The sequence below is a fragment of the Pseudomonas sp. F01002 genome, assembly GCF_004402115.1.
Classification (GTDB): domain Bacteria; phylum Pseudomonadota; class Gammaproteobacteria; order Pseudomonadales; family Pseudomonadaceae; genus Aquipseudomonas; species Aquipseudomonas frigoris.
In genome coordinates, this window is record NZ_SOPU01000024.1 from 221554 (window position 1) to 241645 (window position 20092).

The 20092-nt window shown below is 59.1% G+C and carries 20 protein-coding genes; 6 read left to right on the forward strand and 14 right to left on the reverse strand.

The window, feature by feature from the left end:
- Positions 1–209: 209 nt before the first annotated feature.
- Both E3W21_RS21890 and E3W21_RS21895 read left to right on the forward strand, forming a co-directional pair.
- Positions 210–932, forward strand: coding sequence for a 1-acylglycerol-3-phosphate O-acyltransferase (locus tag E3W21_RS21890; RefSeq protein ID WP_134421810.1), 723 nt, complete (start codon positions 210–212; stop codon positions 930–932).
- A gap of 162 nt (positions 933–1094) precedes the next feature.
- Entirely contained in the window at positions 1095–2066 is a 972-nt protein-coding gene (locus tag E3W21_RS21895) for a magnesium and cobalt transport protein CorA (protein ID WP_134421811.1), read from the forward strand.
- 109 nt (positions 2067–2175) lie between these two features.
- Here the strand turns inward: E3W21_RS21895 and E3W21_RS21900 are convergent, their stop codons facing one another.
- From E3W21_RS21900 to E3W21_RS21910, 3 genes are all read right to left on the reverse strand, one after another.
- On the reverse strand, positions 2176–2904 hold the full coding sequence (locus E3W21_RS21900; protein WP_134421812.1) for an amidotransferase: 729 nt from the start codon (positions 2902–2904) through the stop codon (positions 2176–2178).
- 95 nt (positions 2905–2999) lie between these two features.
- Positions 3000–5144 carry a 3-hydroxyacyl-CoA dehydrogenase NAD-binding domain-containing protein gene (locus tag E3W21_RS21905; protein WP_134421813.1) on the reverse strand — a complete coding sequence of 715 codons (2145 nt, stop codon included), beginning with the start codon at positions 5142–5144 and terminating at the stop codon, positions 3000–3002.
- Between the two features lie 32 nt (positions 5145–5176).
- Positions 5177–6382 carry an acetyl-CoA C-acetyltransferase gene (locus E3W21_RS21910; protein WP_134421814.1) on the reverse strand — a complete coding sequence of 402 codons (1206 nt, stop codon included), beginning with the start codon at positions 6380–6382 and terminating at the stop codon, positions 5177–5179.
- A 597-nt stretch (positions 6383–6979) separates the two neighbouring features.
- Here E3W21_RS21910 and E3W21_RS21915 point away from each other — a divergent pair.
- Complete coding sequence (locus tag E3W21_RS21915; protein ID WP_134421815.1) at positions 6980–7801, forward strand: cytochrome c; 822 nt, start codon at positions 6980–6982, stop codon at positions 7799–7801.
- Positions 7802–7931: 130 nt separating this feature from the next.
- On the opposite strand, the gene E3W21_RS21920 is transcribed toward E3W21_RS21915, so the two are convergent.
- The 8 genes from E3W21_RS21920 to E3W21_RS21955 all read right to left on the reverse strand — a co-directional run bounded on the left by E3W21_RS21920 (position 7932) and on the right by E3W21_RS21955 (position 14438).
- The gene (locus E3W21_RS21920) at positions 7932–8741 is read right to left on the reverse strand and encodes a transglutaminase family protein (RefSeq protein WP_134421816.1); all 810 of its coding nucleotides are present in this window, start codon (positions 8739–8741) and stop codon (positions 7932–7934) included.
- Positions 8738–9688, reverse strand: coding sequence for an alpha-E domain-containing protein (locus E3W21_RS21925; RefSeq protein WP_008148807.1), 951 nt, complete (start codon positions 9686–9688; stop codon positions 8738–8740). The genes E3W21_RS21920 and E3W21_RS21925 overlap by 4 nt, the downstream gene beginning before the upstream one ends.
- A gap of 12 nt (positions 9689–9700) precedes the next feature.
- The gene (locus tag E3W21_RS21930) at positions 9701–11110 is read right to left on the reverse strand and encodes a circularly permuted type 2 ATP-grasp protein (RefSeq protein ID WP_134421817.1); all 1410 of its coding nucleotides are present in this window, start codon (positions 11108–11110) and stop codon (positions 9701–9703) included.
- A 460-nt stretch (positions 11111–11570) separates the two neighbouring features.
- Positions 11571–11912, reverse strand: a complete 342-nt coding sequence (locus tag E3W21_RS21935) for a ribonuclease E inhibitor RraB (protein ID WP_008148805.1) — start codon at positions 11910–11912, stop codon at positions 11571–11573.
- A gap of 213 nt (positions 11913–12125) precedes the next feature.
- Positions 12126–12359, reverse strand: coding sequence for a hypothetical protein (locus E3W21_RS21940; protein WP_129442539.1), 234 nt, complete (start codon positions 12357–12359; stop codon positions 12126–12128).
- Positions 12360–12523: 164 nt separating this feature from the next.
- Positions 12524–13399: a polyamine aminopropyltransferase gene (gene speE, locus E3W21_RS21945; protein WP_129442537.1), complete on the reverse strand. Its 876-nt coding sequence runs from the start codon at positions 13397–13399 to the stop codon at positions 12524–12526.
- Positions 13400–13651: 252 nt separating this feature from the next.
- Positions 13652–13843 carry a PLDc N-terminal domain-containing protein gene (locus tag E3W21_RS21950; protein ID WP_134421818.1) on the reverse strand — a complete coding sequence of 64 codons (192 nt, stop codon included), beginning with the start codon at positions 13841–13843 and terminating at the stop codon, positions 13652–13654.
- A gap of 64 nt (positions 13844–13907) precedes the next feature.
- A complete protein-coding gene (locus tag E3W21_RS21955) occupies positions 13908–14438 on the reverse strand; it encodes a hypothetical protein (RefSeq protein ID WP_134421819.1) in 531 nt (176 codons plus the stop codon).
- 177 nt (positions 14439–14615) lie between these two features.
- On the opposite strand from E3W21_RS21955, the gene E3W21_RS21960 reads away from it, so the two are divergent.
- Positions 14616–16097, forward strand: a complete 1482-nt coding sequence (locus E3W21_RS21960) for a methyl-accepting chemotaxis protein (protein WP_134421820.1) — start codon at positions 14616–14618, stop codon at positions 16095–16097.
- 200 nt (positions 16098–16297) lie between these two features.
- Entirely contained in the window at positions 16298–16663 is a 366-nt protein-coding gene (locus E3W21_RS21965) for an Mpo1-like protein (protein ID WP_129442530.1), read from the forward strand.
- Here the strand turns inward: E3W21_RS21965 and E3W21_RS21970 are convergent, their stop codons facing one another.
- From E3W21_RS21970 to E3W21_RS21980, 3 genes are all read right to left on the reverse strand, one after another.
- Positions 16664–17461, reverse strand: coding sequence for an acyl-CoA thioesterase II (locus E3W21_RS21970; protein WP_129442528.1), 798 nt, complete (start codon positions 17459–17461; stop codon positions 16664–16666).
- 274 nt (positions 17462–17735) lie between these two features.
- Positions 17736–18503 carry a CHAD domain-containing protein gene (locus tag E3W21_RS21975; RefSeq protein ID WP_134421821.1) on the reverse strand — a complete coding sequence of 256 codons (768 nt, stop codon included), beginning with the start codon at positions 18501–18503 and terminating at the stop codon, positions 17736–17738.
- A 45-nt stretch (positions 18504–18548) separates the two neighbouring features.
- Positions 18549–18827, reverse strand: coding sequence for a hypothetical protein (locus tag E3W21_RS21980; RefSeq protein WP_129442522.1), 279 nt, complete (start codon positions 18825–18827; stop codon positions 18549–18551).
- Between the two features lie 222 nt (positions 18828–19049).
- Here E3W21_RS21980 and E3W21_RS21985 point away from each other — a divergent pair, with 222 nt between their 5' ends.
- Positions 19050–20090, forward strand: coding sequence for a patatin-like phospholipase family protein (locus E3W21_RS21985; protein ID WP_129442519.1), 1041 nt, complete (start codon positions 19050–19052; stop codon positions 20088–20090).
- The last annotated feature ends 2 nt before the right edge of the window (positions 20091–20092 follow it).

Genomic DNA, 20092 nt, shown 5'->3' on the forward strand with positions numbered 1-20092 from the left:
AACGTGCCACACCGAAAAGCCCGACCGTCGTGTCGGGCTTTTTCTTACACGCTCCGTTGAATAGCCTACAACCGCTCTAGATCGCATCTGACCCATAAGTCGGAAACATGCGCTCAAACATCGCCTATCTCCCACCTCTATAGCGGCAATTGCCGAAAACAGTGCACATCCGTACACTGCGCCACCTTTTGTCCCGGTGGGGCCTGTAAATGCTGTTTGTGTTTCGTATGTTATTGATGGGCCTGCACTTTATTCTGGCCGGTGTGCTCGGGGTGATTCTCGGCCTGTGCCGACCGTTCAATCCGGACAACAGCCGTTTGTGCGCGCGTCTTTATGCATGGCCGGCGATGTGCATTTTGCGTCTGCGGGTGAAGGCTGACGTCGGACCGCTGATGGATAAACCCGACAGCTGCGTGATCATCGCCAACCACCAGTCCAACTACGATCTGTTTGTGTTCGGTAACGTGGTGCCCCGCCGTACTGTGTGTATCGGCAAGAAGAGTCTGAAGTGGGTGCCGCTGTTTGGTCAGTTGTTCTGGTTGGCGGGCAATGTGCTGATCGATCGCGGCAATGCGCAGAAAGCGCGTCAGTCGATGCTGACCACTACCCACACGCTGCAGAATGAAGACACTTCGATCTGGGTCTTCCCGGAAGGCACACGCAACCTGGGCGAAGAGTTGCTGCCGTTCAAGAAAGGCGCCTTTCAAATGGCCATTTCCGCCGGGGTGCCGATTGTTCCAGTGTGTGTCAGCAGTTACGTTAAACACATGCGATTGAACCGTTGGGGCAGTGGGAAGATTCTGATCCGCTCGTTACCGGCGATTCCTACGGCTGGATTGAGCCTGGATGACATGCCGCTGCTGATTGCCCAGTGCCGCGAGCAGATGCGCGAGTGCATCGCTTCGATGGATCGGCAACTGCAAGCCGCGTAAAAGAAACCCGCCTTGTGCGGGTTTTCTTTTGCCTGCGAGCTTTTGCCTACGAACTCAACAGATTTCACTGACTCTCAAGCAGCAGACAGGGCTAAGCTGGAGACTGCCTGCCACTGCCATCTTTGCTAATAGAAAGCTGCCAATAAGAAGTGAATCACTATCATGGGTAGAGTTGTTGCTGCTGCGGTTTATAGCGCCGGTAAGAAAGTCACCAATATCACTCTCGACGAAGGCGCTGCCTGGGCTGCAAAGCCTGACCACTTTGTCTGGATCGGCCTCGAAGAGCCGAACGCACAGGAGCTGGCCAACCTGCAACGCCAGTTCAATCTGCACGAACTGGCGATCGAAGACGCCCTGGAAAAGCATAGCCGACCGAAGCTCGAAACCTTCGGCGACGCACTGTTCATCGTCACGTATTCGCCGATCCGGAATGAAGGCAAACTGGAGTTCATCGAGACTCACATCTTTGCCGGCAACGGCTACATCATTACCGCACGCAATGGTCATTCAGCGTCCTACGCCTATGTCCGACAGCGTTGTGAGGCGCGTCCGCTGTTGCTGGAGCACGGGGAAGATTTCGTACTCTATGCCATCCTCGATTTCGTGATTGAAAACTACCAGCCCGTGGGTGAAGCGATCCATGCCGAGATCGATGAGCTGGAGAGCAACGTAATGTGTGGGCACCTAAATGAACACGACATCCAGAAGCTCCACAGCCTGCGCCGCGATGTATTGCGCTTGCGTCGGTATGCGGCGCCGATGGTGGAGATCGGTGAGGAATTGCAGAAGCTGAGTTTTCCGTTCATCGACAAGAACATGCGCCCGTACTTTCGCGATGTGCAGATTCATGTGACACGGCAGATGGAAGACCTGACGACCCTGGCGGACATTGCCAGTCAGACCATTGAGGTTGGGGTGTTGCTGGAGGCGTCACGCCAAAGCGTGGTGCAGCGCAAGTTTGCAGCGTGGGCGGCGATTCTGGCGTTCCCGACGGCGGTGGCGGGGATTTACGGGATGAACTTCCAGAACATGCCGGAGTTGTCGTGGCATTACGGGTATTTCGGGGTGTTGGGGTTTATTGCGGTTGGTTGCGTCGGTTTGTGGGCGAGTTTCAAGAAGTCTGGGTGGTTGTAGCCATTACCGCGGCGTCTGTGAGATTCGCGAGCAAGCCCGCTCCCACAATGATCTCTGCAACACCGGAGATCCACTGTGGGAGCGGGCTTGCTCGCGAAGCTTTTATCTTTTAAACCGCCCCAGATTCTGGTTTGTGCGCCACAAACCGCATCATCCACTCCGCGACGGTAGTGCCGTGATGCTCGTGCTCAAGGCTCGCCATACCTTTCGAATAAATCTGCTCGCCCAGCGCTTCCTGACGAATATCCAACAACGCCCGCGAGTAATCGTGAATGAATTCCGGATGCCCCTGGAAGCACAGCACCTGATCGTTGATGTGGTACGCGGCGAACGGGCAGAAATCGCTGGAAGCGATGACCGTGGCGTTTTCCGGGAGCGCGGTGACCTGATCCTGGTGGCTGATCAGCAAGGTCAGCTCTTCCCTCACCGGGCTCATCCACGGCGCCTTGGCGGCGAGTTTGTACTTGTGGGTGCCGACGCCCCAGCCTTGGGTCGCACGTTCGCTCTTGCCGCCCAGCAGCAGCGCCAACAGTTGATGGCCGAAGCACACGCCCAGCAGTTTGGCGCCACGCTCGTAGCGGGTCAGCAGGTAAGCCCTGAGGGTTTCAATCCACGGGTCGGTGCCGAAGGAATCGGCCTTGCTGCCAGTGACCAGATAGGCGTCGAAGGTCAGCTCATCGCCGGGATATTCGCCCTGCATCACGTTGTACACGGTGAACTCGGCAGCGATGGGTTGCTGCGAAAACAGACGCTGGAACATCTGCCCGTAACCCTGATATTGATCGACCAGTTCCGGACGCAGGATGTCGGTTTCCAGAATGCAGATGCGTAACGACATAAAAAATACCTGACACGTGATGGGAATAATGTACACCTCAGAGCCTGCCTTGAAACACAGTGGCAAGGCAAGCCCCGGAATGCGTCATCCGTCCCCTAGAACGCCTCCCCTTTAGCCGCTTTCTCCAGCAATAGCGCAGGGGGTGCGAATCGCTCGCCATACTGCTCCGCCAGGTACTGGGCGCGGGCGACGAAATCTTTCACGCCGTACTGATTGATGAATTGCAGCGCGCCACCGGTCCAGGCGGCGAAGCCGATGCCGAAGATCGAGCCGACGTTGGCGTCCGCCGTCGAGGTCAACACCCCCTCCTCCACACAGCGCACCGTTTCGATGGCTTGCACGAACAACAGTCGATCACGCACGTCCTTCGGCGAAATCTGCCCGTCAGCCTTCTCGAAACGGCTTTTCAGCTCTGGCCACAGATGCTTCTGCCCACGGGCCGGATAATCGTAGAAACCACCCCCTCCAGCCTTGCCCGGACGCTTGTATTCGTTGAGCAACAAGTCAATCACGGCGAACGCCGGGTGCTCAATCAGCGGTTTCCCTTCTGCTTGCAGGTCTTTGGCGGTCTGCTGGCGGATATGGCTCATCAGGCTGAGGGAAACTTCGTCGGAGATCGCCAGAGGTCCGATCGGCATGCCGGCCTTGCGCGCTTCAGTCTCGATCATCGGCGCGCTCACGCCTTCGCCCAGCATGGCAATGCCTTCGTTGGTGAACGTGCCGAACACCCGCGAGGTGAAGAAACCGCGACTGTCGTTGACCACAATCGGCGTTTTCTTGATTTGCAGGACGAAATCAAACCCGCGAGCCAGGGTTTCGTTGCTGGTGTGGGCGCCTTTGATGATTTCCACCAAGGGCATTTTCTCCACGGGGCTGAAGAAATGCAGACCGATGAACTTGCTCTGATCCGGCACGGCGGTCGCGAGGCCGCTGATTGGCAAGGTCGACGTATTGGAAGCAATCACGGCATCCGGGCCAACGACTTTTTGCGCCGCCGAAGAGACCTTGGCTTTCAGATCGCGATCTTCAAACACCGCTTCAATGATCAGATCACAACCGGCCAGATCGGCGTCGCTTTCAGTGGGGTGAATTCGCGCCAGCGTTGCATCGCGCTGATCGACACTCAATTGGCCACGCGCAACCTTCTTGTCCAGCAGCACCGCCGAATGAGCCTTGCCCTTCTGCGCGGCCGCAAGATTGATGTCCTTGAGCACCACGTCGATGCCGGCCGACGCGCTGACAAAGGCGATTCCGGCGCCCATCATGCCTGCGCCCAGCACGCCCACGCGACGCGTCACGTAAGGTGCAAAGCCCTGGGGCCGCGAGCTGCCGGCATTGATTTCGTTGAGCTGGAACCAGAACGTACCAATCAGGTTTTTCGACACCTGGCCGGTGGTCAATTCGGTGAAGTAGCGGGTTTCGATCAAGTGCGCGGTGTCAAAATCCACCTGAGCACCTTCCACCGCGGCGCAGAGGATTTTCTCTGGCGCGGGCAGGCAGCCCTGGGTTTTGCTGCGCAGGATAGACGGCGCGATGGCCAGCATTTGCGCGACTTTCGGGTTCGACGGCGTACCACCGGGAATTTGGTAACCCTTCACGTCCCAGCGTTGCACAGCTGAAGGATGGGCGATAATCCAGGCGCGCGCCTTGGCCAGCAGTTCATCACGATCCGCCGCCAACTCATCAATCAAACCTGCCCGCAACGCCTGCTGCGGCCGGACTTTTTTGCCTTCGAGCAGATAGGGCAAGGCTTTTTCAATACCGAGCATCCGCACCATGCGCACCACCCCGCCGCCGCCCGGCAGCAGGCCAAGGGTCACTTCCGGCAGGCCGAGTTGCACCGAAGAATCGTCCAGCGCCACCCGGTGATGGCACGCCAGGCAGATTTCCCAACCGCCGCCCAACGCGGTGCCGTTGATCGCGGCGACCACCGGTTTGCCGAGGGTTTCCAGAGTTCGCAGCTGCCCTTTGAGTGTCAGCACCATGTCGTAAAAGGCTTTGGCTTCGGGCTTGCCGACCTTGATCAGTTCATTGAGGTCGCCGCCGGCGAAGAAGGTTTTCTTGGCCGAGGTGATGATCACGCCGGCGATGGTGTCTTTGTCGGCAACGAGTCTGGCAACACAGGCAGCCATGGCTTCGCGGTAAACCGCGTTCATGGTGTTGGCGCTCTGGCCCGGCATGTCGATGGTCAGGACGACGATCTGGTCCTGACCTTTTTCGTAACGAATGGCTTCAGTCATGATGAAAGTGCTTCCTTGAAGTCGGTCGGGGCTCAGAGGCGATCGATGATGGTGGCGATGCCCATGCCGCCGCCGACACACAGCGTCGCGAGGCCATAGCGCAGGCGCCGGGTTTCCAGTTCGTCGAGCAGCGTGCCGAGGATCGCGCAGCCGGTGGCACCCAGCGGGTGGCCCATGGCGATGGAGCCGCCGTTGACGTTGACCTTGTCCGGGTCGATCGCCATGTCCTTGATGAATTTCAGCACCACCGAGGCGAAAGCTTCGTTGACCTCGAACAAGTCGATGTCTTCAACCCGCAGCCCGGCTTTGGCCAGTGCCTTGCGGGTGGCCGGCGCGGGACCGGTGAGCATGATGGTCGGATCGGTGCTGGTGACCGCCGTGGCGACGATCCGCGCCCGTGGTTGCAAGCCCAGCGCCCGGCCCTTGGCTTCGGAGCCGATCAGCATCAGCGCCGCGCCATCGACGATCCCGGAACTGTTACCCGCCGTGTGCACGTGGTTAATCCGCTCAACATGGCTGAAGACCCGAAGCGCGGTGGCATCAAAGCCCATTTGCCCGATCATCTCGAAGCTCGGCTTGAGCTGGCCCAAGCCTTCCATGGTTGATCCGGCGCGGATGAATTCATCGTGATCGAGCAGGATAATGCCGTTCTGGTCCTGCACCGGCACCAGCGATTTGTTGAACGAACCGTCGGCCCTTGCCCGCGCAGCCTTTTGCTGGGAGTGCAGCGCATAGGCATCGACGTCTTGACGGCTGAAGCCTTCCACCGTGGCGATCAGGTCAGCGCCCACGCCTTGAGGGGCGAAATGGCTGTGAAAACTGGTTTCCGGGTCCTGCGCCCAGGCGCCGCCATCGCTGCCCATCGGCACGCGGGACATGGACTCGACGCCGCCGACCACCACCAGGTCTTCGAAGCCGGAACGCACTTTCATCGCGCCGAGGTTCACCGCCTCCAACCCCGAGGCGCAGAAGCGGTTGATCTGCAAACCCGCCACGCTGACGTCCCAATCCGCCACCTGGGTCGCGGTTTTGGCGATGTCGGAACCCTGGTCGCCGATGGGCGTCACGCAGCCAAGTACCACATCGTCGACCTGACTGGTGTCGAGAGACGTGCGCTGTTGCAGCGCCGTGAGCAGCCCGGCTACCAGGTTCACCGGTTTGACGCTGTGCAAGGCGCCATTGGCCTTGCCTTTGCCGCGGGGCGTGCGTAACGCGTCGAAAATAAAAGCTTGGGTCATGACGTTCTCGAACCTGGGCAGGGGAGTAAATTCAGAGTTCCCACCTTAGGCCGAGCAGCCCTGGATTCAATGACCGCAGTGCTCACAGACGTTGACGGTCACGCTCAGACGGACGGTAGGCAACGACCGAATTAACCGATTCAGGACACCAAGCTGTCTAGCAAACGGGCGCCCAAGAAGCTGGCAATAGGCCTCATGCCTTTTTAAGAGCAATTTATGTGAAGTCCATACGAAATGGATCTAAACCAAGCGTGACGCGGGCTCTAAGGTGAACTTGTACGAAGTTGTCGTCGGGTTTTGCCGAGGCGCTCGTCAAACAGGAAGTGCAACGCTCTGCCGTCATGGAGAAATGCAGGCAGGCATCAGGAAATAACAATAAAGGCGGTCAAGCCATGTTCAAACAATCGAAAGTACGTCAAGCCGGGCTCATTCTTTTCGCCACTACGCTGTTGTTGATTTTGCCGAACCTGACCAAGGTGATCGGCTAGTCGGTCATTAAAAAATACGGCGCCAGGTTTTATATCGCCCTCTAAAAATGTGACTGGCTCGCTACCCGGGCCAGCGTGGGTGTGCCAACCTTTACGGCACTTCCACGACATGGACGGCGATCACTTGAAAACGCTCATTTTGTTCGGGGCCTTGCTGCTCAGCACGCCTCTGTCTGCCGCACAGCTGAACCTTGAGTTGGGCGCGAGCAGTCGCACCTGGCAAACCGAGGAATTGCTCAAGCATCCTCAGGTTCAGACCATCACCATTAGCAACGACGTTTCCTACAAACGGGACATGAGCTATCGCGCTGTTCCGTTGGCTGCGTTGTTGACGGGCATCAAGCCTGAAGACCATTTACAGGCGGTAGCCCTGGATGGTTTTGCCGCAGAACTGTCAGCCGCGCCCTTGCTCAATACCCAGGGTGCGCGCGCATGGTTGGCGATTGAAGAACCCGCCAAGCCGTGGCCACCGCTGTCGGAAGGCAAACCCGGCGCCGGGCCGTTCTATCTGGTCTGGACCGATCCTCAGGCGAGCGATATCAGCCCCGAGCAATGGCCCTTTCAAGTGGCGAGCATCAAGCGCTTGGCACCGGTGGCCGAGCGCTTCCCTGCCCTGCTGCCCGATCCGGCGTTGAAGGCTGACGATCCGGTGAACAAGGGTTTTGCGCTGTTTCAGAAGAATTGCCTGGCGTGTCATCGATTGAACGGCGCCGGGGATGCGCAGTTCGGGCCAGACCTGAATATTCCGTTTAACCCGACCGAGTACTTCGGCGCGGATTTCCTCAAGCGCTACATTCGTGATCCGCAGAGCTTGCGCCAGTGGCCTCAGGCGAAGATGCCCGGGTTTTCGGTGACGGTGCTGCCGGACGGGGATCTGGAGAGGTTGGTGGGGTATTTGAAGCACATGGCTGGGCGAAAAGTTAAGCCCTAGCCTTTTGTTGCCTGGACTGGCCTCTTCGCGAGCAAGCCCGCTCCCACATTTGATCTGCGCCAAACGCAAATTCTGTGATCAATAAAGATCCAATGTGGGAGCGGGCTTGCTCGCGAAGCGGTATCCCCGATTATTGCTGTTGCACAGAAATAACCGGTAATGGTGTTGGCGAAACAAACACTTTCGCATGCATCTGCTCGCAACCACCGCCACGCCGCATGCCACGTACCGGGCAGGCATCCAGGTAATCCAGGCCCACCGCCAGTTTCAGATGACGCTCAGGCCGCGCCAATTCATTGGTCACGTCAAAGCTGTACCAGGCGTCGTCGAGCCAGGCTTCCGCCCAAGCGTGACTGGCCAGGTGTTCGCTGTTCTCGCTGTACAAATAGCCCGACACATAACGCGACGGAATGCCCAGGCTGCGAGCGCAGGCGAGAAACGCGTGGGTGTGGTCCTGACAGACGCCGGAACGCCCGGCGAAGGCCTGGGCGGCGCTGGTGTCCACTTCGGTGGAGCCCGGCGTGTAGGTCATGTGCTGGTTGAGGCCATGCATCAAGTCGATCAACGCCGTGCGATCCCGGCGTTGCTTGCACTCCTTCTCGGCGAACGCACGCAGGGCTTCATCGGCTTCGGTCAGGCGCGTGAAACGCAGGAACGGCAGCGCCGACTGGCTTTCATGCTCCGCCTCACGCAATTCGTCGATGTCCACCTGACCCCGGGCGCCGATGATGATCGCCTCGTGAGGCTCGTCCAGGGTCAGCACGTGCAGGATGTTGCCGAACGGATCGAGTTGCGCGCGCACCGGGCGCGGCAAGTCGAGCTGCCAGCTGAGCACATGCTGGCGCTCGCTGTCGTGGGGTGTCAGTCGCAGATACTGGATGCTCGCCCGCACCTGATCTTCGTAGTGATAGGTGGTCTCGTGGCTAATGGAAAGTCTCATGCAGCCTCCAAGTAGGAACTGTGTATGGCATTACCCAACTGGCGCACCAGCGGAATGAACTCGGTCAGCCAGGCGTGCAGGCCTTCATCGAGAATTTCGGTGATGCCGGTGTAGCGCAGGCGTGCATCCATTTCCGCTGCCAGGCGTTGCGCGGGACGGCCATTGGCCCCCGGCAATTGGGCAAGGATCTGGTCGATTTCTTCTGTGCAGGCTCGCAATGAACGCGGAACGTCAGCACGCAGCAACAGCAACTCGGCCACATGCCGGGCGCCGGGCGCATCGCGGTAGATCTCGGTGTAGGCCTCGAACGAGGACAACGCCCGCAGCAAAGCACTCCACTGGTAATACGCGTGAGCGGTGCCGTCGCTGACCGCCTCGGCCTGATCGCCGGCCATTTCGTAGCGGGCATCCAGCAGGCGCAACGTGTTGTCCGCCCTTTCGATAAACGTCCCCAGACGAATAAAGCGGAACGCATCGTTGCGCATGATCGTGCCGTAGGACGCGCCCCGGAACAGGTGGGAACGTTCCTTGATCCACTCGCAGAAACGGCTCATGCCGTAGCGACTCAAGCCTTGATCAGCTATCCCGCGAATTTCCAGCCAGGTGGCATTGATGTTTTCCCACATGTCGGCGGTGATTCGCCCACGTACCGCATGGGCACTGGCCCGCGCGGCGCCGAGGCAGCTGTAGATGCTCGCCGGGTTGGCCGCGTCCAGAGCGAAGAAATGCAGCAGCCGTTCAGCGTGCAATTCGCCGTGGCGCTCCAGGTAATCGTCCAGGGTGCCGGTGATCAGCAACGGCATGGCGAGTTCATGCAGGCCGTCACCACGGCCATCCTGTGGCATCAGCGACAGCGAATAACTGATGTCGAGCATCCGTGCGAGGTTTTCCGCCCGCTCCAGGTAACGCGACATCCAATACAAATCCGAGGCAGTTCTACTTAACATGGCAGGCTTCCTTCAATCCTCGACCACCCAGGTGTCCTTGGTTCCGCCGCCCTGGGATGAATTCACCACCAGAGAGCCTTCGCGCAGGGCAACACGGGTCAAACCGCCAGGCACAACCCGGGTTTCGCGGCCAGACAATACAAACGGACGCAGGTCGATGTGGCGTGGAGCGATGCCGTTTTCGACAAAGGTCGGACAGGTCGACAGGGACAACGTCGGTTGCGCGATGTACGCATGGGGCTTGGCTTTGATCCGCGCGCGGAAAGACTCGATTTCCGCCGCCGTCGCCGCCGGCCCGACCAGCATTCCGTAACCGCCGGAGCCCTGGGTTTCCTTGACCACCAGTTCCGGAAGATTGGCCAGTACGTGGGACAGTTCGGAGGGATTACGACACTGCCACGTCGGCACATTCTTCAGAATCGGCGCTTCATCCAGGTAGAAACGGATCATGTCCGTGACGAATGGATACACCGACTTGTCGTCCGCGACCCCGGTGCCTATGGCATTTGCCAGCACGACATTGCCGGAGCGGTATGACGACAGCAGCCCTGGAACGCCAAGCATCGAGTCCGGGTTGAACGCCAGCGGATCGAGGAACGCATCGTCGAGGCGACGGTAGATCACATCGACGGCTTTCGGCCCGTCCGTGGTGCGCATGAACACCTTGTCATCCCGCACGAACAGGTCCGCGCCTTCCACCAGCTCAACGCCCATTTCCCGCGCCAGAAACGCATGTTCAAAGAACGCGCTGTTGAAACGACCCGGCGTCAGTACCACCACGCTCGGGTTATCAATCGGGCTGGAGCTTTTCAGGGTGTCGAGCAACAGGTTCGGATAGTGGTCGATAGGGGCAATGCGCTGGGCCGCGAACAACTCGGGGAACAGCCGCATCATCATCTTGCGGTCTTCCAGCATGTAGCTGACGCCGCTCGGTGTACGAAGATTGTCTTCAAGCACGTAGTACGTGCCGTCGCCATCGCGCACCAGATCGACACCGGAGATGTGGGAATAGATATCGCGGTGCAAATCCAGCCCTTGCATCGCCAACTGGTATTGCTCGTTGGCCAGCACCTGCTCGGCCGGAATGATGCCTGCCCTGATTATGCGCTGCTCGTGATAGAGGTCGGCGAGGAACATGTTCAACGCCTTGACCCGCTGAATGCAGCCGCGCTCGACAACTCGCCATTCACTGGCGGGGATGCTGCGGGGGATGGTGTCGAAGGGAATCAGGCGCTCTGTCCCTTGCTCATCACCATAGAGCGTGAACGTAATCCCGGCGCGATGAAATAACAGATCGGCCTCGCGTCGCCGTTGTGCCAAAAGCTCGTCAGGCGTTTCGGCCAGCCAACGGGCAAACTCCCGATAATGCGGGCGGACCTGACCGCCGGCATCGTACATCTCATCAAAATAGGTGCGGATCATGCCGTACTCCTTGTCACCCGGACATCTGGGCTTCGCAAAGCCCGTGCCATCGGCATAAACGCTTTTATATCAATCAGTTGGATAATCGCACTGCACGCACCGCACCAATCCTGTGCGGTAAATGCCCCCAGCTGATCGCCCCCGCTTCATTGCGAAGCAATGTTGTCGCCTCTCACCAGCATAGCCAGAGTTGATTTCACTGCCCGGGAGTGGATGCGGATAATCCGCGCATTCGCTGGAAAACTTGATGAACTTCCCTTTAGCCGCCTGTTCAGGCGGCTTTTTTTTGCGTTTTTGAAACGTTATGAATCAAAAACACGATCAAGAGATCGCAGCCTCGTTTCACTCGACAGCTCCTACAGGTGAAACGAGGCTGCGATCTTTTAACTTTTCAAACCGTGAAAACGAAAACGGCCAACCCTGAGGTCAGCCGTTGCTGAGTATTGTCACTGTTCATAAGTTATGCGAGTCGCCCTCGTACCTCCTGCTTGACGCCCCATCCTTCGATGATGCCGCCCAAAGGCTCGACCACCGCCTCGAAATCCTGCTCAAAGTCGCCGATGCCGTCATAGGTGGCGTACATCACTTTGCTCAGTTCCAGGTACCACGCGCCGTCGTCGCGCACGCTGATTTGTGCATTTAAGGATTCACCGCAGTAATGCCCTGCCGCCCTGCGCGCCCGCTCCTCGTCCGGGAAAATGGCGTAGAACTCGATGGGATGGAATCGTGAAAAGTCGAAGCCGCCTTCTTTCATGCGGCGCAAGACGCTGGTGCTGATGTCTTCTTGATAGGCTGTGCTCATGAAACGTCCCCCTCAGACTGATGGATAGACTTTCCGTATTCCCGGCACTCGCAACCGAATGGGGCGAGCGATGCGGCAACAACGTTGCCGGTGGGAAGCAAGCATGTAGCTGACAAGACCAGACCTTAGCGATCCGTTCGCTGATCTCGATTGCAGAGTAGCCTCAAGATAGAGCCGCTGCCAAGGCCTGGTTAGGAATGTGACAGGAGATGTTCAGATTGGCGTGATGCTGAGGATTTCAATGCTGTACTGGGTCTTCAGACTTTTGACAGTCGGATCATCGGTGCGCCCTTCCAGATCGTTGAGGTCCAGTTCGGCAGCCACAGGCAGACACCGGGCGCGAATGAGCTTCGCGGCTTGTTCATTGTTCGGGCATTCATCGCTTTCGAACACCTCGTCAACTTGTTCACCGTGATCATCAACGAAAGTGACTTTCCACTTTTGCATCAGGTGCCTCCTCGATAAAACCCATGGATGGGCTTACATGTATCTCGACATTCTTCCCCGGCCAATCGTTCAACCGGACCTTCTATAAGTGAAGCATGAAAAAAGGGCCATCTGCGGTGTGTTTTCACACAACCTGAGAGGGCCCTTTTCTGGCTTGCTCGATATCAGTCGTTGCTAGGCTTGTTCACAGCCTGCAGGACGTATTGCGGCAAGGCGAACGCGCCGATGTGGATTTCCGGATTGTAGTAGCGGGTGATGATGCCGCTGCCGGCGAAGCGCTGCTGCAGGGTTTCGCGGGACAATTTGCGATAGGCGGTATTGGTCGCGCCCCAGGCGAAGGTCATGGCGCCACCGATGTAGGTCGGCACGGCCGCCTGATAGAAGTGCCAGTCCGGGAACAGGCTGCGCAGGCGCCCGGCGGTGGTTTTGACTTCTTCGATTTGCATGAACGGCGTGCCGTTCTGGGTCACCAGGATGCCGCCTTCGTTCAGGCAGCGACGGCAGGCCTGGTAGAAGTTTTCCGAGAACAGCACTTCGCCCGGGCCGATCGGGTCGGTGGAATCGGAAATGATCACGTCGAATTTTTCGGTGGTGGTGGCGACGAAACGCATGCCGTCGTCGATCACCAGGTTCAGGCGTGGATCGTCGAACGCACCCTTGGAGTGGTTCGGCAGGTATTCCTTGCACATGTCGACCACGGTGCCGTCGATCTCGACCATGGTGATGTGCTCGATGCTGCGGTGCTTGGCCACTTCACGCAGCATGCCTCCGTCACCGCCACCGATGATCAGCACGCGCTTGGCGGTGCCATGCGCCAGGATCGGCACGTGGGTCAACATCTCGTGGTAGATGAATTCGTCGGCCTCAGTGGTCTGGATCACGCCGTCCAGCGCCATGACGCGGCCCATGCGCGGGTTTTCGAAAATCACCAGGTGTTGGTGTTCGGTGCGCACTTCGTGCAGCAGTTTTTCCATGCGAAAACGCTGGCCGTAGCCTTCGTAGAGGGTTTCCAGGTACTCGCTGGTCGGGGTGTTGCTCATGGGAAGTGCTCCGATGAATGCGGGTGGCAACGGACGGTTACCCGACCATGATGGCCAATCGATCAGCTCGATTGCCCCGGGAAAGGCGAGAATTCTACGTTGCGGAACATGACAGGTCGAATGTGGGAGCGGCGGTGCGGCGATCCGACTTGCTCGCGAAAGCGGTATGTCAGTCACATATATATTGGATGTGACGCAGCCTTCGCGAGCAAGCCCGCTCCCACAGGTTCGGTGTTGTTTCCGGGAAACCGGTCAGACTCGGACGTTGCCCCGTGGCCCGGCAATGGCCCAGATGATCAGGCCCAGCACCGGCAGCAGCAGGATCAGCAGCACCCAGATGAGTTTCATCCCTGTGTCGGCACCACTTTTGAGCACGTTGATGATCGCCCAGATATCCAGGGCAAGAATAATCAGGCCAATCAGACCGTTGAACGTGGAACCCATGGTGTCGCTCCCTAAGAGTGGTTTGCACTCTTAGGATAGCCGGGCCTTGCGAGGGTTCCGTTTTTTAAACGTGGACGGCGATTTTGAGGGCTTCCAGCGAGGGTGCGGCAGCGATGCCGACTTTGGCGCACAACTCGAGCACGCGCGGCACGTCGTTGCCGTAGACCAGCACCACTTGCAGTTCGTCGTCGAGCAACTGACTGAAGTTCATCAGCGTGTAACCCCCGTTTTCCTTGTTCATGCTGCTCATCTGCACCTGAATGCGATTGAGCGCGGTCAGGGCTTCTGTCTTGGCCAGTTGCTTGGGCTTGATATTGAAATCAACGCCGGGCCCGAACGAGGCGACGATCTGGGCGAACAGGTCCACATAGGTGTCGGCCTGGAACAGCACGGTCTCCGGCAAACTGCCGACGACGACCCACTCGCCCAGCGGAATCGGGAACGTGTCGTCGTAGTTGATATCCGGATTGGCCGTCAGAAAAGCCTCGGGATCGGCGTAGGCCTGGGTCGCTTCGTCAGCGACTTTCAGGATTTCGTCATCGCTCATGCACCCGGAGCTGATTTTGCTGATGAGTTCGACGAGTGCGGCTTTCATGGTGCGGAATCCTGTAGCGAGGGAAATTTGAAGGCGCGAAGGATAGCGCATTACGCCCCGCAATTCCTGTGCGCGAGCATGCCGGGAACGTTGACCCACATCAAGATCCAGCCCCCTGAGTAGCGGCACAATAATGGCACCTTGCCGAAACTGTTTCCGCTATCAGAGAAGACCTCCATGGGTGCCTGGCTTAGCAATATCTCGCTGAAATACAAATTCTGGGCGGTCAACGCCGTCGCCTTCGTCACGACCTTGCTGCTGGTGTTGTACGCCGTACAGCTCGAACAACAGGCCCGCAGCCATGCTTATCAGGCATCGGCACAAGCCCAGGCGCGACTGCTCAGCGCCTGGCCCGCCGGGCAGCCGCTACCCAACGCCGATAACGTGCTGACTTTCAGTCTCGGGCAGTCACCGTTGCTGAACGGGCAGCCGGTACTGGAACTGGTCGATACCAATGGCTGGGTCGAAATCAATGCCATGCCGCTGTTCGGCAACAACCCGTTGATGGGTGCTGAAGTGTTTACGCGCACGGACGGCAATCAGGTCGCGGTGATTGCCCATGGCCCGAGCCTGACCCAGGTATTTGGCGAGCGTTTTCCCAACTATGCCGTGGCGGTGGCAATCCTGATGCTGGCGATGCTCGGCGCATCGCAATTGCTGATCCGCTTCCTGCTCAGCCAGCTCAATACGCTGAAAGACGTGATGCTTCACGTCGAGAAAACCGGTGACCTGTCGGCCCGTGTGCCGCTGGCCTGCACTGACGAAGTCGGGCAGATGGCCAATGCCTTCAACGCCATGCAGGCCGGTTACCAGCGGGTGGTCAACACCGTCGCCAGCACCGCCCGGCAACTGGATGTCGGCGCGGCACGGTTGGCGTCGAGCATGAACGAGGTGCGTCACGGCATGCTCGGCCAGCAAAGCGAAACCGATCAGGCCGCCACGGCGATCAACGAAATGACCGCCACGGTCTATCACATTGCCCAGCACGCCGGCGCCACCCGCGACCTCTCGCAAACCGCCGACACCCTGGCCGGCAGCGGACAGGAAGTGGTCAGTCGGGTGCAGAAGTCGATTGCCGGCCTGTCCAGCGGGGTGCAACAGACTGCCGAGATGATTCAACGTCTGGCCGAGGACAGTCAGAAAATCAACGGCGTGGTCAGTGTGATTCACAGCATCGCCGAGCAGACCAATCTGCTGGCGCTGAACGCAGCGATTGAAGCGGCCCGTGCCGGTGAAATGGGTCGCGGTTTTGCGGTGGTTGCCGATGAAGTGCGCAACCTGGCCAAACGTGTCCAGACCTCCACTGACGAGATCACGATCATGGTTTCCGCGTTGCAGGCAGGGACTCGGGACGCGGTGGATTTCATGCAGGAAAGCTCGTTCAAGGCCGACGATTGCGTGCAGCAGGCTCAGGAGGCCGGCGTAGCGTTGGCAGAAATCACCAGCGCCGTGGCACAGATGCGTGAAAGCAATACGCAGATCGCGGTGGCGGCCGAGCAGCAGAGCCACGTGGCGGAAGAGATGAATCGGGCGGTGGTGAGCATTCGGGATGTAACCGAGAACACCGTGCAGCAGACCGTGGATTCGGCGACCACCAGCAATGAGCTGGCGGCATTGGCCGGGGAGTTGAGCAAGGCTATCGGGCAGCTCAAACTGTAAGGCCCCCATCGCGAGCAAGCTCGCTCCCACATTTGATCGCATTCCAATGTGGGAGCGAGCTTGCTCGCGATGGCGTCAGCTCAATCAACATCAATTCCGAACATGACACCTATCACTCCGATAGCCAGCCTTGATTCGCCGACTGGCTTGCCCCGGCCTATTCTTTGTTCAAGAGCCTCAACGAACCAAGGATTACCATCATGGGCAAACGTCACCCCAACCTTCCCGCCTGGCAATGGCGAGCGTACCCGAACAATCACCAGCACCCGACCAATCTGGTGCTGCACCTGATTGCCGTGCCGCTGTTCATCGTGGCGTTTCTGCTGATTGTCTCGGGAGTGTTCAGTCTGAGTTTCGCGAATGTCGCGATTGGCGTCATTGGCCTGCTCGCCGCCCTCGGCCTGCAACGCCACGGTCACAGGCTGGAGGCACAAGCCTCCGAGCCATTCAGTGATCGCAAAGATGCCGTGTCGCGCTTGCTGGTCGAGCAGTTTCTGACCTTCCCACGGTTCTTCCTGAGCGGCGGCTGGTGGCGCGCCTGGCGTGAGCGCCACCGTCGTCACTGATCAGGCGAAAATCGTCACCGTTTGCCGGCTCATGGCAATCAACTGACCGTCCGCGTTCCACAATTTCGCGGCCGCATGACCGTAGCCGTCAGCGGCATGCTCGATCTCGACGAGGTATTTGCACCAGTCCAGCGTGCTCAGTTCAAGCAACGGCTGGACGAATTCGATGGTCCAGGTCAGCGTGCTGCCCATCGCCGGTTTTTTCAGGTGCGGCAACAGCGCCGGAGGCCAGGCGTCGACCAGCGCCAGGATATGTGCCTCGCTGACCGCTTCTTCCTTCACGTCGCCACGCAAGCGCACCCAGCCGCCCATCTCGCGGGATTTGTTGCCGGTGAACGGCAGACCGCCGACGCTCCAGCGCATCGCCAGATGGCGCATGAATTCCGGGGTCACGCCTTTGATGTAAGGCAATTCCTGACAGTCGTCCCAGTGTTTCATCTCGGGCGCCGGTTCGGCGATCACCGCCACCTCCGACGGTCGCGAGGCGCCGAAGCTGCCCTGGACCAACGTCACCACCTGGCCTTTCTGCATTGCCCGACCCAGCACCTGGCTGACCGCTTTGCCTTCGCGTAACACATCGACTTCAAAGCTGACCGGCACTTCTGGCTCGACCGGACCGACAAAGGTGATCGCCAGCGAACGCACCGGACGATCCGCCGGGACTTTTGCGCGCATGGCTTCGTACTGCAAGGCGGCCACCAGGCCACCGAAGCTGGCACGCCCCTGAGCCCATTCGGCCGGGATAGACAGCTCCAGCGGCTGGCTGCGGACAGCGTCGAGCAGATCGGAAAAGCGCATGGAAACCTCGGTGCGGGAAAAGGATGAAGGGATCTTAACCAGCCTGCGGGGGTGGCACAGCGCTTATTCCGGCCAAAGAAGCTGACAGATAGGCCGTGTGCCGGACATCGATTCAAAATTCAACAGTGATCAAATGTGGGAGCGGGCTTGCTCGCGAAGACGGCGGCACATCCAAAACAGATGTGACTGACAGACCGCTTTCGCGAGCAAGCCCGCTCCCACATTGGCTCAGTGTGGCCCCCCCTAGGGTGATCAGGCCCGATTTGTGGTGGTTTCAGGATTTGAAACAGGCTGCGCTGAGTTTGTCGAGGACGCGGTCGGCGCGGCCTTCGGCCTTGGCCATGGCGGTTTTCCAGGCCGCGACGCAGGGCTGCAAATCGGTTTCCTGCTCGGCCATGGCCAGCCATTGCAAGCAATCGTGCCAATCGCCCAAGGCACCTTGCGCGGACTTCAAGCGCGGCATCGCCGCTTTCGGCAGTCGATCCAGTTCGGGATAGGCTTCGATGCCGTAACGCACACGCTTGATCAGCAGGCGCAAACGGTGGCGATCATGCACCGGATCGTGCAGGGCTGTGTCGAGTTTTTTCCACTGCTTGGCCAAACGTTTTTCGATGCGCCGGCGCAAGCCCTTGAGCAAGCCCTGACGTTGGGAGGCCCGCAGAAAACGCGGAAAGGCGTCGAGGATCATCAGCAACTGCGCCACTTCAGGACTCGTCGCGACCGCTGGGTAAGCCTCAGCCATCTGCGCCATGCGCCGATGGGCAGCCTCGGGTTGATCATGCTCGAGCAAGTACGCCGCCAACACTTCGCGATCGCGCAACGGCGTAGTCAAGTCGCCGACCCGGGACGCCGCCGCTTCCAGCTGTTCGACCCCGGGTAAGCCGCGCAATGGCCGCAGCAGACTGCGCAAACGGCGAACCGTGGTGCGCAGATCGTGCAGCGCTTCAGGGTCAGTGCGCGCACTCAAGCGTGCCTGACAGGCCAGCAAACGGACTTCCAGGCCCAGGACATGAGCCACCAACCGATCAACCAAGGCAGACATCACTTGCTCCCTGAATCGAATTGCCCCTAATGCCTACATCATGCCTCAACGGCCGGCGCGCGACTCACGAATATAGAAACGCGCCTTCTCGGCCTTCTTGGCGCAGCCTTCGAACGCTTCGAATTGCTGCTGGGTCTTGGCACCGGTCAACAGCGACAGCGCCTTGGAGTAACTGACATTCCCGGCGAAACCTTCAGCCTTGGCCAGGTCCAGCTCATGCCACGCCGCATCGATCCCGTTGGCGCAGCTGTCACGATAAGCGGTTTTGCCGGCGCAACCGGCGAGTGCCAGGGCAATCAAGGGCACACAGATCCAGGCTTTCATTATTCACACCTCAAAGATAGATAAACAGTCGTGCAGTTAAGACGGTCTGGCGCGTGAAAAGTGCCTTGGTCCCGCCGCGGAAACTCTAGCGCTCGCGAGAATACCCATCTGCCGCCAAAGAGTGTCGAAAAAACGACGCCCTCGCCTCGCTGAACGACCTTATCGATTGAAGCGCGCCCCTCGATGGGTGCATTGTTGAACCTTGTCAGACGAGGGCGATTCATGAAAAAGCGTGTCGCGCTGGTGCTGGGCTCAGGTGGGGCCCGGGGCTACGCCCATATCGGGGTCATTGAAGAGATCGAACGGCGTGGCTACGACATTGCCTGCATTGCCGGATGTTCCATGGGCGCGGTGGTCGGCGGGATCTATGCCGCTGGTAAACTCGACGAATATCGCAACTGGATCGAAAGCCTTGATTACCTCGACGTCTTGCGTCTGGTGGACGTCAGTTTTCGTCTGGGTGCGATTCGCGGGGAGAAGGTTTTCGGGCAGATCCGCAAGATCGTCGGCGAGATCAATATTGAAGACTTGCGCATCCCTTACACGGCGGTAGCCACCGACCTGACCAATCAGCAGGAAATCTGGTTTCAGGAAGGATGCCTGCACCAGGCCATGCGCGCTTCGGCGGCGATTCCCAGCCTGTTCACCCCGGTGATGCAGGGCAACCGCATGCTGGTGGACGGCGGCATCCTCAACCCGTTACCGATCGTGCCGGTGGTGTCGAGTCATTGCGACCTGATCATCGCGGTCAACCTCAACTCCACCAACCAGCGCCATTATCAACTGCCGGTGATCCAGCGCCCGGCGGCGTTCAAGACCCGTTTCGACAGCCTGATCAACTCGCTCGGTTCAAAATTGCCCTTCCGCCGCAAACAGGCGGAGCAATTGCTGCTGCTGGAAAAGGAAGCGTTGATGGCAGAAGCGGCCGAGATCAACCCGTGGATCGAATCCGCCGCACCCGAAGCCCAGCAACCGGCAGCCGCCCCTGAACGCGACGGCGCGCCGAAGTCCGCCACCGGCTCGTTCATCATCGACAACGTCGGCCCGGCCTCTTTGCTGGATCTGATCAACCAGAGTTTCGAGGTGATGCAAACCTCATTGGCGCAATACAAGATCGCCGGTTATCCGCCGGATATTTTGATCAACGTGCCGAAACGGGTGTGCCGGTTTTTCGAGTTTTATAAAGCGCCGGAATTGATCGCGCTGGGGCGGGAGATTGCGCGGGATACGCTGGATCGGTATGAGAGTGAGCGGGATTCCTGAAC